Below are 15,533 nucleotides of genomic sequence, written 5' to 3' on the forward strand. Positions count from 1 at the left end.
TTTCATAAATTACGAAAGGAGTCGTTCCCATGAAAAAAAGTAAAAAACTTTTTGCTGTTTTACTGTCCTTGTGTCTCATCACAGTAATGATGCCAGCGACAGCTTTTGCAGCAGAGGCAAAAACCGGAGATATCGTCATTCTCCATACCAACGATACCCACTGCAATGTAGAGGGAAATCTTGGTTTTGCAGGTGTTGCTGCCTATAAGGCTGACAAGCTTCTGGAAACCGACTATGTAACCCTAGTTGACGCAGGTGATGCTATTCAGGGTGATGTCATCGGTGCCCTTTCCAAAGGCGATTATATTATTGATATTATGAATGCGGCAGGTTACGATATCGCAATTCCGGGTAACCACGAGTTTGACTTTGGCATGGACACATTCCTGACGCTGGTATCCAAGGCAAATGCCACCTATATCAGTGCAAATTTCCTGGGTTCTGACGGCAAATCGGTATTCAAGCCTTACGAAATGAAAACCTACGGCGACAAAAAAGTCGCTTTCGTCGGCATTTCTACGCCGGAGTCTATCACCAAATCCACGCCTGTTTTCTTTCAGGATGAAAATGGCAACTACATCTACAGCTTCTGCGACGGCAACAATGGAAAAGACCTTTATGATGCTGTACAAAATGCCGTAGATGATGCTAAAGCAGCTGGCGCAGACTATGTCATTGCAGTAGCTCACCTTGGTATCGGTGAAAGCGAAAATCCTTGGACTTCAGAAAACGTCATCGCTAACACCAGCGGAATCGACGTTATGATTGATGGTCATTCCCACAGTGTAATCCAAGATACTAAAGTCAAAGCAAAAGACGGAAAAGAAGTCATTCTAACTCAGACAGGCACCGGAATTTCCTATATCGGCGAAGTCATCATCAAGACCGACGGACAAATTTCCGCTTCTCTGGTTTCCGGCTATACCAAAAAGGACAGCGCTGTAGCTGCTGTTATCAGCGGTATTAACGCTAATCTGAAGGCTGTAACCGAGAAAGTCATCGGCACCTGTGAAGTCGATGTAGACGACTATGACGCTGACGGCAACAGAATGGTAAGAAATCAGGAAGCCCCTGCCGGAAACTTCTGTGCTGATGCATACCGCGCTGTAACTGGTGCGGATATCGGTCTGGTTCAGGGAGGCGGCGTTCGCGCAGCCATCAAAAAAGGCGAAGTTACCTATGGCAGTCTCATCACAGTAAACCCTTGGAGCAATCAGCTAGGCGTTATCGAGGCTACCGGTCAGCAGATTCTTGACGCACTGGAACACGGCGCAAAATCCGCACCTTCCGAAAGCGGCGGGTTCCTGCAGGTATCCGGTCTGACTTACGATATCGATACCACCATCCCTTCCACAGTGGTAACTGATGACAACGGCATGTTCGTAGAAGTAAGCGGTGCAAGAAGAGTCACCAACGTGAAAGTCGGCGGTGAAGCAATTGATCCTGCTAAAACCTACACCGTAGCTTCCAGCCTTTACATCCTTACCCAGGAAGGCGACGGTTTCACCATGTTCAAAGGTGCAAAGGAAGTAACCAAAGAATCCATCACCGACGCGCTAGCGCTGGTTCAGTATCTTGAAAAAGATTTAGGCGGTAAAATCGGTCAGACTTATGCAAAGCCAGAAGGCAGAATCGGTATAATCAAGGCTTACAACTCCAAAGATATTGCCGCTTCCATCGAAAAAGCCGGCAAGGATGCAATCAAGGCATACAAGGCAGCTCTTGCCCGCACCACAAAGATTAAATCAGCGACCGCTTCCAAGAAGACTTCCAAAATCACGGTAAAAATCAGCGGAAACAGCAACGCAAGCGGCTTTTATTATCACGTTTACAATGCAAAAGGCAAGAAAGTTTCTTCCTTAAGCAAGACCTCAAAATCCTTTACCACAAAGAAACTGGCAAAAGGCAAATACACTGTAAAAGTTACGCCGTATACTTATGTAATGGGCGAAAAGATTTACGGTAAAATCACAACAAAGAAAGTAACTGTAAAGTAAATAAAAATCGAACTGCAATTCAAAACGGCATGCCAGACAGGGACCCCCCTGCGGCATGCCGTTTTTCTCATCACTAGTCGTCCTTCTCTATCATATATGCGTTTCCATTTTTATCGTAACGCTGCATTCCTGCTGTCTTATACCTTTTCATGAGCTTATCCATTCTTTCGTTGGTAGAAAGTTCCCTCTCCCGCACCCTTTTCTCATAAGGCGTCAGATTTGCTACATCCTTAATGTGCTTCCTTGCAGGCTTTGGAACAACCATAAGATAAAGCAGCGGTGATACGAGTAAAATGTCTACCAAAAACCAGCCAACCAGTGCCAGTACCCATTGCAGTACCGTATCAAATCTGTTGTATCCTATGCCCAGAATCGCGCAAAACCCTAAAGTCGTAATAATGAAAGGAATATAAAACTGTTCCAGCTTCCGAATTGCCTTGGAAAGTTCTTCATCAAACCATTGATTTTTTAAACTCTTTATAATATATTTGGCACCGCGGAACTGCACGTTGGACAAATAAATGCAGGTCTTAAAATCGTCAAAGGAAACTCTTTCCCTCGGAATCACCGTAGCCGCCATCTCCTCCGGATGATAGTCGTAGAATATCTGCGCTCGAATCAGAGTGCCGTCTCCCATCACTGAAACTTCCGCCGGATTCCGATTCTCGTCGTTGATCACAAGCTGCTGCCCCGCAGTAAGCATTAGGGTTTCTCCGCAGACAGTTACTGCTGCAAAACCCTCAGTGCAATATAGTGCTGTCGTATAGCGCTCGAAAGATGGATAGGAGTCCCGATCCAGCGGTTTACTTTGCTCTTCCGCCATAATAACATCTAAGAAGCCCTCATTTCCTTTTTTAACCATCAGATTGTAGTCGGTGATTTTGCCAAAGCTCTTAGTCGTATATGCACCGTCAAATCGATCCTGTTCAAAGGGCTGCAGTCTTGCAACTCGCACATCCTGATGGGCAAGCACTGCGTTTCCCGAAAGAACCATCAGCACCCGGTCATAGTCCGCAAGCTTAGAAAAGGTCGTTTCTTCTAAGTCACACGTCGCACTGGACAAACGCCAAATAAAGTTCCTTTCCAGGTATCTGGATTCCTGTGGGAAAATCGCCAGCTGTGTAGTCGTTCCACCGGTCCAGTTCGATTTGTTAAAATCCGTTTCTTTATAAATCTTGTATTCCATATTTTTCTTCCCGGTTCATTAAGATATTCTTAATTATACCGCTCCTTTCTTGATTTCACAACCTTTTTATAGTATAATGCTACAGTGATTGAGTATTTTTTTCGATTGGAGATTTAGAAATGAAACGATCTGACGGATACAGACTTTCGGGCTGCGACCCGTTTTATGAGATTACGCCTTACATTATGCCCAAGCGATATGACGCAGTCAACTACATCGACCTGGAGCTGGATCTCGAGCCTATTCACAGCTATATAAACAAATGCCGCGCAAGTGGAGTTAAGATGGACCATATGAGCGTCATCCTTGCCGCTTATCTCAGATTGGTGTCTCAGTACCCCAATTTAAACCGTTTCGTCTGCAACAAGCGAATTTATGCCAGAAACCACTTCTGCGTATCCTTCACCACACTGAAGAATAATAATACCGAAGAAACTGTGACGAAAATTTATTTTAATTTAGACGATGATATCTTCGAAGTAAACAGAAAACTAGCAGAAGCTATCGAGTTGAATAAAAGCGCCGGTATCAATAATGCTACCGATATGCTACTTCGCGGTGTCATGCGAATTCCCTTTTTGGTCGGCGGCGTTGTCGGCGTTCTAAAATGGTGGGACAAGCATTTTTCTCTGCCTTTCAGCATTGTAGATGCCAGTCCGTTCCATACATCCCTCTTCATTACCAATCTGGCGTCTATTCGCCTGAAAGCCGTCTACCATCATATTTACGATTTCGGCACAACAGGTATCTTTATCGCCATGGGTCAGCCTGAAAAAAGACTTTTTAAGGTCGGCGAGGTCATCGAAGAGCGCAAAGTGCTTCCAATCAAGGTTTCTGCTGATGATAGAGTAGAATCCGGCTATTACTACGCGAGGTGTTTCCGCGAATTCAAACGCTATGCAGGTCACCCTGAGCTTTTAGAAGAAAAACCTCAGTCCATCACTCCCGACCCGAATTTAAAGGAAAAATACACAAAATTCATTGTAAAATAGAGAGAGCGACATGAACAGAAAAGAACTCGCAGTAAATCTGCACCACAAAAAATTCAACTGTGCCCAAGCTGTAGTCTGTGCCTTTGCGGATACCTTGGACTGTGACACAAAGACAATCTTTAAGCTGGCAGAAGCCTTTGGAAACGGAATGAGCACCCGCGGTACGTGCGGCGCAGTTTCCGCCATGGCGATGGTCATCGGCATGAAAGAATCCGACGGCGAATTGGATAATCCCAAGACAAAAGTAAACTGTTATAAGCTGATGAAAAAAGCGACCGAAATGTTTACTGCCAAAAACCAGTCTGTCATCTGCCGTGAACTCAAAGGACTTGACGGCGGCATCCCTCTTAGAAGCTGCGATGGCTGCATCGAAGATGCTGCTGCAATTTTGGATGAGCTGCTTTTTGACAACATGGAATAAACTTTTTTCACGAATTTTACAGGCAATGCAATTCTCTTTTGCTGCCTGTTCTTTTTTTGAGGAATATCTCACGATAATTCCCAAAATTACGCAGGTTTTAAGATTCGACTCACGTGGTATGAACACAACATTAAATTCATGTCATTAGGCACGTATAATCCAAATTCCATCATTAAGGAGGAAACAAATATGATTCGTAAAATTATTCAAATAGACAGTGAGAAGTGCAACGGCTGCGGGGCTTGTGCCGCTGCTTGTCACGAAGGCGCAATCGGCATGGTTGGCGGAAAAGCCAAACTGCTGCGCGACGACTACTGTGACGGTCTTGGCGACTGTCTTCCCACATGTCCAACGAACGCAATCACCTTTGTGGAGCGCGAAGCCGCTGCCTATGATGAGGAAGCAGTGAAAGCAAACATGATGACAAAAAAACTGGCAATCGAACTGCAAAACCTGCAGGCAAGCTGTCAGGGAGATTGCGCAGGCGGCGGCACTGATACAGACAGTGCTTCTGCGGGCAACAGCAAATCCGCTGCTTCAAAACTGACAAACTGGCCAGTACAGATAAAGTTGGCACCTCTTTCCGCACCATATTTTGACAAAGCAAATCTTCTGATTGCGGCAGACTGCACCGCCTATGCTTACGCAAAATTCCACGAGCAGTTTATGACAGGTCGCGTAACGCTGATTGGCTGTCCAAAGCTGGATGGTGTAGATTACAGCGAGAAGCTCAGTGAAGTCCTGCGGCGCAACAACATCTCCTCGGTCTCAGTGCTCCGTATGGAGGTCCCTTGCTGCGGCGGACTTGAGACTGCGGTTTCCCGTGCGATTTCTGCCAGCGGAAAATTTCTTCCATATCAGGTAGTGACGATTTCTGCAGAAGGTGATATACTATAAAACGAAGTTACAGCGAAGTTTTAGTTAATATGGAGTTATCCGCAAGTGAAAAAGATTTTAGTCATCGGCTCTACAGTTGCCGATATCATCATCAATCTGGACTTTCTGCCCACTACGGCACAGGATGTCCACGTTAAATCGCAATCCATGTCTCTGGGCGGCTGCGCACACAACGTAGCGGACATGATTCGTCATTTCGGCGTGCCTTACACACTGTTTTCTCCAGTGGGTACAGGACTTTACGGAGATTTCGTCCGCAATCAGCTGGCCTCAAAAGGACTGGCTTCACCTATGCCAACGCCGGATATGGCAAATGGATGCTGCTACTGCTTTGTAGAAGAAAGCGGCGAGCGAACCTTTATTGTAGACCATGGCGCAGAGTATCTCTTTTACAAAGAGTGGTTTGACATGCTGAATCTGTCAAAGCTACAGTGTGCCTACATCTGCGGTCTAGAAATAGAAGATAAGACAGGCAGCACTATCGTAGATTTTCTAGAAACCAGCGGGCTGCCGGTGTTCTACGCACCCGGTCCTCGAATCTGTCTCATTGACGATGCATTAATGGAACGAATTTTTGCACTACGCCCAATACTCCACTTAAACGAGGACGAAATTTGTCGTTATACTGGCTGTGTTGCTATTTCCGATGCTGCCGCGGTATTACATAAAAAAACGCAAAATACCATCATCATTACCAACGGTGCCAACGGCGCTTACTATTTCGATGGAACTGCAGGCGGCGAGGGTCTTGTACACGTAGCACCGGTGCCTGCCGAAAAAATCGTTGACACCATCGGTGCTGGCGACGGTCACTGCGGCGCAGTGATGGCAGGGCTTTCCATGGGACTTTCCATGTACGATGCTATCGCAAAGGCTAACGCTGCCTCCTCTCTGGTGGTATCCAACAAAGGCGGCGTCCTATCCGATGAAGAGTTCAAAGCAGGCGGAATCCTGTAATAAAAAGCGAAGCTGTCTTGATTACAATTAGACAGCTCCTTTATATTCCACATTACCTGTCGCTTGTACCGACACCCGGTTTCGGCAGACTCCATCTGAACTTTGCAGCCAGAAGCCGCAGCACCAAAACAATGACAACTCCTGCGATAATTGATACGCCCTGCCCAAAGGGCTCCCACATCAAAGAGCAAATCACTGCACCAATCAGAGAAGCGCTGGCATAAAAATGCTTTACGAAGATATAAGGCGGATCCTGTGCCATAACATCGCGGAGCACACCTCCCCCAACACCTGTCACCGCTCCGACAAAAATCATCAGAAACAAACTAAAATCTGTAGAAACACTATAAGCTGTTTCGATTCCTACAACAGTAAAAATGCCCAGACCCACAGAATCCATCCAAAGCATTATCAAATCATAATAATTCTGCCTTTTAGAAAAGAGCCTTTGCATCCAAGGAGTGCAGACAATTAATGCCGTTCCTATCGCTACGATAGCATAAATTGGATTCTGAAATGTCTTTGGCGGTGTAATCCCTAAGATTAAGTCGCGAATCACACCACCGCCCACTGCTGTAGTAAGACCTAAGATAGAAATGCCTAAAATGTCCATGCCCTTGCGAATACCGGTCATGGCGCCAGAAACAGAAAAAGCAACAGTTCCAATAATTTCGAGAATAAAAGAAATATATGCAGACACAAAAACCACCTCCAAGCGTATCTTGCATGAGTAAATGAGATAGAATATTACACTCTGTCTTTTTACCTGAAAGATTCTTCCGCCCCTTCACGGGCAGAGTTGCTTCATCGGTGGTTTCTTTTTACACTTTCCAGAGGTCTGTCCGGAAACGGTCCTGTTGCCTGAGAGTTTTGCCCCTTCGGCGGCACGGCGCTAGCCTTAAGCCCATGCGCTCTCCCGATTCCATCATCCAGATAAACAAAGTATACCATATAAAAAAAATGCTTGTCAACGGGGATTTTCCTCACCAGAATATGTGCGAATGCCTGTAAAAAGGAGGGCACTGTCTTCAGAATCTCTGGTTTAATGTTCTCTTCTCTTTAAAAGTTCTGTTTCCAAACGATTTACACGAAGAAGCAGCATTTCTCTTTCCTGGTTTACTTTCAAAGCTTCATCGAGTTTTCTATCCAAGCTCAAATGCCCCTCTGCTATAACTGCTATATTTCTGTTTACTTCGCTTTCCAATGTGATTTTAATCTCTCGGATATCCTTAGTAAATCTTTCGTCCATCTCCGAAACTCTTGTGTCGAGACACGTCACCTTTTCGTCAAGGTCCGATACCTTCTCGTCGAGGCACGTCACCTTCTCGTCAAGGCACGTCACCTTCTCGTCAAGACACGATACCTTCTCGTCGAGATATGTCACTTTATTATCAAGACTGTTTAATTTCTCTTCCATCCTCTCTAATTTGTCCAAAATCATTCTAGTTTCTTCTGTCATTATAATGCTTCCCTTCTCCTGTCATGCAACTAAGTCTTACGTTGGATTTTTATTATAGCATAAAGACGGTTACTCTACAATTCCCAAGATTTTCTGAAAATGTTTGCACCCTTTTACAGAATTTCTATGACCCCCAATTCATCTCACAATGTATATAAAACGCCGAAGCGCTTGTCTCCGACGTAATTCAATCTTCTATGGTGGACCCGATGGGGATTGAACCCACGGCCTCTGCGTTGCGAACGCAGCGCTCTCCCAGCTGAGCTACGGGCCCATAAAAGGGAGATATCTCCCTTAATTCTTATAATTCCTCTCTGATTCTGCGCAAACTCCGACCTAGTCTGTTAATCGCATTGATTCTGCGCACAACTGCATAAGCATTTTCTTCCCTATAAAGCAAAATGTCACTCAAAGTTGTATTCAAATCATTGCATAGCGTATCGACCTCACGCAAGAAGTCGTCTTTACTCATTACCACAAGTCCTGCCGGCAATTCTTCAATCTCATATTGATACTCCATGCCAAACAGCTCCAATACCTTCGCCGACAGCTGTATCTTGATTTCGTTTAAATGCAGTTCATAAAAGCCTTCCGTTGCTGCAGCTTTTGTTCTGCATGCCTGAACGGTCTCATGGATTTGCTCAAAACAATCATCAAGCTCCTTGTATTCCATGTTCATAGCTTTCCAGTAAAAATCCAGCTGATTCAACGTTCTGGAAATCAAATCTTTCAGTTTCTTGGCTGCGGACTCCTCCAGAATCTCTCCGACATTTTTCAGGCAGTCCTCAGCAATGGAGGTTTTCAATTCCTCTACGCCAGCACCTGTTTTAGCGCTGACAGGAAACATTGCTACAGAGTCAACACCCATCAGCTGACAGAGAAGTTTCTGGCAGTACTGCACATAAGCCTGTAAATCCGCTTCTCCAACCACATCAATCTTATTTACAGCAAAATAAAATTTCCCTGCAAATTCTTTGGTACTCTGTAGAAAATCAATCTCAATCTGATTAATGGGACTGTCCACTGACAGCAGGAAAATCACCGCATCACTTTCCTTCATGTAGTGATATGCCGTTTCCGTGTTATTTTTATGAAAAGAACCAACGCCAGGCGTATCCACAAAGGTTAAACCATCTTTGAGAAACTCCGATGGCGTACGCAAAATCACCGAATCCACTCCTAACCTGTTATCCGCATTTTCCTGCTCGCTAATAAATGCTGAAAGCTCTTCAAACTCAATCGGTGTCACCACGCCATTTTGAAAATGCACCTCACACCCTTTATCTCCATAAACAACACGAGTAACAGCCGATGTAATAGGTACAATGCCGACAGGCAAAATCTCAGCCCCCAAAATCGCATTGGAAAGGCTGCTCTTTCCTCTCTTAAACTGACCGATGATCGATACCGTCATATCTCTTTTTTGCAATTTATCAATTAAAGTCCGCACTTCTTTCGCCTGCCCGCTGCAGGCTCCATCCGCTGCAAGCAGTTCATATACGCTCTGACTTTGCTCTAAAACTTTTCCGCTCATTAAAATGTTTCTCCTAATAAATTACTGACTTTTTCAGTATATCACAGGAAATTATGCAGTGCAATACAAACCGGCGCATAGACACGGCAAACGCGCGAAAAGTATCACGAACCATCAATACTGACAAATGATAGCAGCATACAGAATTTTGTCAGCAAATCGTGAAAAAAGCCATCTTAATAGACTGAAATCCTGACAGAACTGACAAAAATCTAAAAAGCTGTCAGTTTTGTCTGTTCCAAAAAAGCACTAAACGTTTTTCGTGGGTTTGCCCTGCCGCACAGAACATTCCTATCTTCTCCTTGCAATACAGCTCCATTCTTGTCATTGTTTGAATGTTATATATTGGCATAGCATATATCTTCTAAATTTTCAAGTATTCCGTTTGTAATGATGTATACTGTTAGTTCCTCTCTCATATATATAGGCATATCAAGGAGTATGTCTATGACCTTTGGAAAAGTAAAACAAAATATCATGGTACTGGCCGTATCTAATCTGATTATCGGTCTAATTGAATTTATTTTCAACATATATCTAACCAGAATTCTCGGCGCAGAAGGCCTCGGTCTCTTAAGCCTGATAGCTCCCATCAACTGCCTTTTTCTTTCCTTTATGACAGAGGGCATCGTTGTTACCATGTCTAAAATTTCCGCAAAAAACCAGCATTTTGCAGCCTATACCGAAATGAATCAGTCTGTAAAAATCGCTACCTGTGCCAGCTTTTTCTGGTCTGTTTTTCTTGTTGGTATCGTTTTAATTACCGCAAAGCCTATCGCCTCCGGTTTTCTTGGCGACAGCAAGCTTGTTTATCCCATCCTCGCTACCTGTCCTTTAATGATTTTAATGTCCATCTCTAACATCACTAAAGGACACTTTCTGGGACTTACAAAGATAAGAATTCCCTCTGCAATCAACATCAGTGAAAAAATTCTGCGCTTTCCTATTTTATACCTTCTTATACGATTCTGCCTCAATCGGTTTGATTTTCCTGCAGTAACTCTGGTTTATCTGTGTTACGCCATCGGAGAAATGCAAAGCGTCTTACTGCTGCTGCTATATTATAAAAAAACTAAGCCGAAAGTTAAAACACCTATGCCAACGCGAAAAGAAATTTCCAATGTTCTCCTTTCACTGGCAAAAGGCGCTGCACCTATCTGCCTGACCCAGTGCCTTTTAGAAGGAGTTAATGCTTTTTCCTCTGTCATTGTAAAACTGCGGCTATGCACCTGCGGCTATCCAACCTCCGAAGCGTTGTCACTGCTGGGACAGTATAAGGGTATGGTCTTTCCCCTTATCAACTACCCCATGATTCTGGTGGGTGCAGTTTGCTCAATCGTGGTTCCTAAAATATCTACTATGGCCGCTGCTGGAAAAGAAAAATTTGTCGGCAGACTCATCACACGAACCTTTGCACTTTCCTTTTTTATTGGAATTTTAACTTGTGCCGTCTTTTTCTTTTTCGCAGATTCCATGGGACAATTTTTCTATAAACAGGACAATTTAGGACTGATGATCCGCCTTGCCGGACTGCTGGCGCCCCTTTTATATATGACAGCCTCCACAACCAGTCTGCTTATTGGAATTGGCTGCGAGGGTCAATCTTTCCGCAATTCGCTGTTTCAACAATTGCTGCTTTTGATATTTCTAATTATCTTTACTGGGATTCCTGCACTGAATATTTACGGATATCTGATTGCCATTGCGCTTTCCAATATAATTCTACTTTCCAAGAATTTACATGCATTAAGATTACATAAAAAAAGAACATGACCTTCCTTAAAAGGACAGCCATGTTCATGTTCTGTTAATTTTCAGCATACACCGCAATGTTTTCTTCAATCCTGCTTTTCACCATCTGGGCAATTTCAGTTGTTTTTTTGCCCGCATATTCCTCATAATAGATTGGTTTTAATATATGCACCTGCACTGTAATAAACCCCGGTACATTTCTGTCAAATGGCTTATATGCGTCAATCAAAGCTACAGGAACGACAGGACATTTCGCCTTGACCGCCGCTTTAAAACTGCCTCCCTTAAACTCCAGCAGCTGATTTCCGTTTCTGCTTCTTGTCCCCTCAGCAAAGATAATACAGTTTTCGCCCTGCATTACACGATGACTTACTTCGTTGATTACTCTAAGGGACTGTTTCACATCGCGTCTGTCCATAGGAAGCGCATTCATACAGGTAAAAATCTGCTTTACACCGGGGATTTTCATTAGTTCCTGCTTCATGACAGGACAAATTGGTCTCTGGCAGGCTTCAATCATTGCAAAACCATCAAAAATTCCCTGATGATTGGGATAAAAAATATACCCATCCTTCTCCGGAATATTCTCTCTTCCATAGACTTTGATATCCAAATTTCCGCTGATTTTGGCACGCTCTACAATATACTGCAGCGGCCGCAGCTTTTCCTCTCCGCTATAGCGTTCCGGATGTGCCGCATACCAGTAAATTCTACCAAAAATTGACGGTACACGAAAAATATTCTTTAAAATAATTTTTGTCAATCGATTCATTTCATTTCTCTAGCTTTCTGATTTTTTGCTTCTGATATACTCCGAGATGGAAAAAAAGCAGGTGTTCAACCTGCTTTTCATTGGTGGAGAATAGGGGGTTCGAACCCCTGACCTTTTGACTGCCAGTCAAACGCGCTCCCAGCTGCGCCAATCCCCCACGCTTATGATTCGATTATAGCTCAGTTTCAGTCTTATTGCAAGTATATTCATGGAGCGGGCAATGGGAGTCGAACCCACCTCCTCAGCTTGGGAAGCTGATATTCTACCGATGAACTATGCCCGCACAGTAACCTTTTTTATTATATACCTTTTTGCGCGCGAATTCAATATAATTATCTCACGAAATGCGAAAGAGCGGCTGTTTAGCCGCTCATAAAGTTTACTCTCACTCTTCATTTAGTGATAATTAATTATTGATACATTTATAGTCTGCATCTAGACTTATTCTTTATCATCTCTCTAACGTAAAGTATACTCCTTTTTCCAAATACAGTCAAGCATTTTTTTGTTTTTCTTACCGAACAGGATCCAGGAACTGTTTTTCATAATATGCAGTCATCGCTTTGTATTCATCAGAATCTCTATCAAAGACTTCACTCTTATGGGTATCCAGGCTCTGCCGCACGATACGCTGGTGCAGATGCTGCGCAATGTTGATGCAATGGTCTGAGATTCGTTCCATGTTAGTCAGAATTTCCACATAGGAAATGCCGCCCTGCGTACTGCATTGACCAGCTTTCAGGCGATCGATATGTTTGGATTTCAGCATATCCACCAAATAATCCACATTGTCTTCAAGAGGACCAATTTTATGACAAACACTTTCCTTCTCTTCCTGATAGGCAGTAACCGTTACGCTGAGCGCCTCATCTACTGCTGCCTGCAGATATCTCAATTCACAAAGAGCATCCTCAGAAAAGACTATATTCTGTTCCATATTAAACTCTGCTACATCAAGAAGATTCTGGCAGTGGTCTCCAATCCGTTCAAAATCACCTACGGTGTGCATAAATTCCGTCGCCAAACGGTTCTGCTCCACATCCAAATGCTGCTCTGTAATGCGAACCAGATAATCCCCCAGAACGGTTTCGGTCTTATCTAGGAAATTTTCATTTTCTTTGATTTTCTCGAAATCTTCAGTCCTATACTTAAACAAGCAGTTCGACGCCAGGCGATAATTTTCCAAAGCAGCATCCGTCATAGAAACCATGACTTTTTTGCACTGTTCCAGAGCCAGCGCCGGCGTAGGAATAAAAATCGGATCCAGCAGCTGCAGTTCTTCATCGATTTTAGAAACATTCTTGTCTTTGACGATTTTCTTCGAGAACTGAATCAAGAGGTTTACACAAGGCAACATAAATATACAGGTTGCTAGATTAAATAAAGTATGGAAATCTGCAATACGACCTCTATTTACAGGTTTATCCCAGAAGCTAAATCCAAACAGCCCCTGATATACATAAATCAGCAGCAGAAAAATTACTGCACCTGCAATGGACATTGTGATATCAATACAGACAGCCCTGCGTGAATTTTTGTTGGTGCCGATACTTGCAAGAAGCACCGTGACGCATTTTCCGATGTTTTGTCCGATAACAATAGGCGCCGCCATGGAAAAAGTAATAGCGCCGGTTGCAGACATAGCCTGCAGTACGCCGACAGAAGCAGAAGAACTCTGCAGCAGCACAGTTACTGCCATGCCGGCAAGAACGCCCAGCACCGGATTGGTCAACACCAGAAAAATCTGCATAAATTCCGGTGAGCTTGCCAGCGGCTTAAAACTGGACTCCATCATATTCATTCCGATGAACAAAATCCCCAGCCCAACAGCGATACCAGCCTTATCTTTGGTCTTGTTTTTCTTAGAAATCAGCATAGCAAAAGCGCCAATCACAACACAGAGAGGCGCAAAAGATACTGGCTTCAGCATCTGCAGAAGGAAATTATCGTTGTTAATATCTCCCAGTCTCAAAATCTGAGCAGTGATGGTCGTACCAATATTGGCACCCATAATGACGGGAACTGCCTGTACCAGTTTCAGAATGCCAGCGTTTAAAAAACCGATTACCATAATAATCGTCGCCGACGAACTCTGAATGACTGCCGTTACTCCTGCGCCAAGGAGGACTCCCTTGCCTCTGCTGCTGGTCAGTCTCTCAAGGGTTTTCTCCATCTTCGCTCCGGCAAAGCGTTCCAGGGATTGTCCCATCAGCTTCATTCCATAAAGGAAAAGCCCTACACCGCCGAGCATTGTAAGTACAGCTTGTAAATCCAAAATATTCTCTCCAATGTAAAATTCTACTATAACTTTTGTTTTAATTATACTATACTTGCCTCGCTCTTTTCAAGCAGGTGTACACAATTTTGTCAAAATCTCTCACATTTCTGCCAAAAAAGCGGGCTTTGCCCATGGCGATAACTCGCCGGCAAAGCCCAATTGCATCTAGCAATCATACTAAAATCTCACCATTGGTCCTTCATAACCACATTTTTTGAAGTGCGGCGCGAAGCTGTTTCTTGCGGTTTCAGTTGCAAACCACTTTTCGTCTACCGGTGTACCGAAGTACTGTACATGCATACCTTCCAGTACATCTGCGGTACTAAGTGGGTAGTAATTGTCCTTGTCAATACTGCAGATTACGTCGGGACAGCTCATTACGGTTTCTCCTGTGGTCAGGTTTTCTAATGCCATACTTTCATTTGCAGCAAGAATTCTGTATTCTACGCCTTCTGCATCAGTAACGATGGTAGTCGCTATGTCGTGGCCTTCGTTAATGACAGATTCCTTCTTTGTTACCACACCTTCAGCCAGCAGTTTCAGAGGAACCAATTTTCCGACAGTTTCTGACACATCTACGCCTTTTTCCTTTGCTTCAAGGATTGCTTTTCCCACAGCGATTGCCTTTGACAGTGTTCCTGGAACCAGTTTTGTCAGAATATCTTCTTTAGAAGAGTACCAGCAAGTCATACCCAGCATATTTTCATAGAGATCCAGAATTCTTCTGGTGGTTCTCTCAATGATTGCAGCGTCAAGGGGATCGCTCGGCTCAATACGAATTACGTGACCTCTTTCAGAAGTCAGAATTCCAGGGTAGAACGGCACACCATTTAAGGTGTACAGGCAGCATTCAAGGCCCGGGCATGCACGGTCACAGCCGTCTGCGTCAACCACCGGAATACCTTGCGCAATGCTTACCAGAATCGGAAGAATGCAGCACAAAGAACCCTGTTCCGGCGGAAGTGCTGCTGCAATACCGTGAGGAACTTCCTCTGCCGCAACTTCATAGCCATGCTTGAGCAGCTTGTCAAATAAGTCGAGAACGGTTTTGATATCTACTGCTGTAGGTGCGCCGATTCCACCGAATACTGCCGCATACTCATCGTCTTTCATTTCCTCCGGGGAAATCATCGGCACTTTGTAGTCAGGATATCTTTTTTCCAGTTCAGCCAGCATTGCAAGCCCTGCATCCATGCCGCCGCCTCCGCCGCCAGCAAGGAAAGCACCGCCATAAACCATGTACTCTACATCTTTCCAGCTTAAATATTTCATATGTATACCTCCTATA

13 protein-coding genes, 3 tRNA genes and 1 riboswitch are annotated in these 15,533 nt (G+C 44.1%); of the genes, 6 read left to right on the top strand and 10 right to left on the bottom strand.

Features of this window, described 5'->3' with window-relative positions; translation table 11 throughout:
* The first annotated feature begins 29 nt into the window (after positions 1–29).
* A complete protein-coding gene (locus D1151_RS10370; protein WP_160200880.1) occupies positions 30–1,997 on the top strand; it encodes a bifunctional UDP-sugar hydrolase/5'-nucleotidase in 1,968 nt (655 codons plus the stop codon).
* Between the two features lie 73 nt (positions 1,998–2,070).
* Here the strand turns inward: D1151_RS10370 and D1151_RS10375 are convergent, their stop codons facing one another.
* Positions 2,071–3,183 carry a HutD family protein gene (locus tag D1151_RS10375; RefSeq protein WP_161908865.1) on the bottom strand — a complete coding sequence of 371 codons (1,113 nt, stop codon included), beginning with the start codon at positions 3,181–3,183 and terminating at the stop codon, positions 2,071–2,073.
* 119 nt (positions 3,184–3,302) lie between these two features.
* On the opposite strand from D1151_RS10375, the gene D1151_RS10380 reads away from it, so the two are divergent.
* The 4 genes from D1151_RS10380 to D1151_RS10395 all read left to right on the top strand — a co-directional run bounded on the left by D1151_RS10380 (position 3,303) and on the right by D1151_RS10395 (position 6,450).
* Complete coding sequence (locus D1151_RS10380) at positions 3,303–4,175, top strand: 2-oxo acid dehydrogenase subunit E2 (protein WP_160200878.1); 873 nt, start codon at positions 3,303–3,305, stop codon at positions 4,173–4,175.
* Positions 4,176–4,185: 10 nt separating this feature from the next.
* Positions 4,186–4,596 (top strand): C-GCAxxG-C-C family protein, encoded by a 411-nt coding sequence (locus D1151_RS10385; protein WP_160200877.1) that lies wholly within the window; start codon positions 4,186–4,188, stop codon positions 4,594–4,596.
* Between the two features lie 189 nt (positions 4,597–4,785).
* The gene (locus D1151_RS10390; RefSeq protein WP_160200876.1) at positions 4,786–5,493 is read left to right on the top strand and encodes an ATP-binding protein; all 708 of its coding nucleotides are present in this window, start codon (positions 4,786–4,788) and stop codon (positions 5,491–5,493) included.
* Positions 5,494–5,538: 45 nt separating this feature from the next.
* On the top strand, positions 5,539–6,450 hold the full coding sequence (locus tag D1151_RS10395) for a PfkB family carbohydrate kinase (protein ID WP_160200875.1): 912 nt from the start codon (positions 5,539–5,541) through the stop codon (positions 6,448–6,450).
* A 52-nt stretch (positions 6,451–6,502) separates the two neighbouring features.
* On the opposite strand, the gene D1151_RS10400 is transcribed toward D1151_RS10395, so the two are convergent.
* The 4 genes from D1151_RS10400 to D1151_RS10415 form a co-directional block, all read right to left on the bottom strand.
* A complete protein-coding gene (locus D1151_RS10400) occupies positions 6,503–7,150 on the bottom strand; it encodes a TRIC cation channel family protein (RefSeq protein WP_160200874.1) in 648 nt (215 codons plus the stop codon).
* Between the two features lie 139 nt (positions 7,151–7,289).
* Positions 7,290–7,379, bottom strand: a riboswitch (glycine riboswitch).
* A gap of 113 nt (positions 7,380–7,492) precedes the next feature.
* A complete protein-coding gene (locus D1151_RS10405) occupies positions 7,493–7,909 on the bottom strand; it encodes a hypothetical protein (protein ID WP_161908866.1) in 417 nt (138 codons plus the stop codon).
* Between the two features lie 198 nt (positions 7,910–8,107).
* Positions 8,108–8,183: transfer RNA gene (locus tag D1151_RS10410), tRNA-Ala, on the bottom strand.
* A 27-nt stretch (positions 8,184–8,210) separates the two neighbouring features.
* Complete coding sequence (locus D1151_RS10415; RefSeq protein WP_161908867.1) at positions 8,211–9,443, bottom strand: dynamin family protein; 1,233 nt, start codon at positions 9,441–9,443, stop codon at positions 8,211–8,213.
* A 447-nt stretch (positions 9,444–9,890) separates the two neighbouring features.
* Between D1151_RS10415 and D1151_RS10420 the strand changes: the two genes are divergently transcribed.
* Positions 9,891–11,216 (top strand): oligosaccharide flippase family protein, encoded by a 1,326-nt coding sequence (locus tag D1151_RS10420; RefSeq protein ID WP_161908868.1) that lies wholly within the window; start codon positions 9,891–9,893, stop codon positions 11,214–11,216.
* Positions 11,217–11,250: 34 nt separating this feature from the next.
* Here D1151_RS10420 and D1151_RS10425 read toward each other — a convergent pair whose 3' ends face one another.
* The 5 genes from D1151_RS10425 to D1151_RS10445 all read right to left on the bottom strand — a co-directional run bounded on the left by D1151_RS10425 (position 11,251) and on the right by D1151_RS10445 (position 15,517).
* Positions 11,251–11,967, bottom strand: coding sequence for a 1-acyl-sn-glycerol-3-phosphate acyltransferase (locus D1151_RS10425; RefSeq protein WP_160200870.1), 717 nt, complete (start codon positions 11,965–11,967; stop codon positions 11,251–11,253).
* Between the two features lie 81 nt (positions 11,968–12,048).
* Positions 12,049–12,124: transfer RNA gene (locus D1151_RS10430), tRNA-Ala, on the bottom strand.
* A 52-nt stretch (positions 12,125–12,176) separates the two neighbouring features.
* A tRNA-Gly gene (locus tag D1151_RS10435) sits at positions 12,177–12,250 on the bottom strand.
* A 231-nt stretch (positions 12,251–12,481) separates the two neighbouring features.
* Positions 12,482–14,242: a Na/Pi cotransporter family protein gene (locus tag D1151_RS10440; RefSeq protein ID WP_160200869.1), complete on the bottom strand. Its 1,761-nt coding sequence runs from the start codon at positions 14,240–14,242 to the stop codon at positions 12,482–12,484.
* A gap of 180 nt (positions 14,243–14,422) precedes the next feature.
* Entirely contained in the window at positions 14,423–15,517 is a 1,095-nt protein-coding gene (locus tag D1151_RS10445; protein ID WP_161908869.1) for a DUF917 family protein, read from the bottom strand.
* Between the last annotated feature and the right edge of the window lie 16 nt (positions 15,518–15,533).

The sequence above is a fragment of the Emergencia sp. 1XD21-10 genome (assembly GCF_009936045.1).
GTDB classification, from domain to species: domain Bacteria; phylum Bacillota; class Clostridia; order Peptostreptococcales; family Anaerovoracaceae; genus Senimuribacter; species Senimuribacter intestinalis.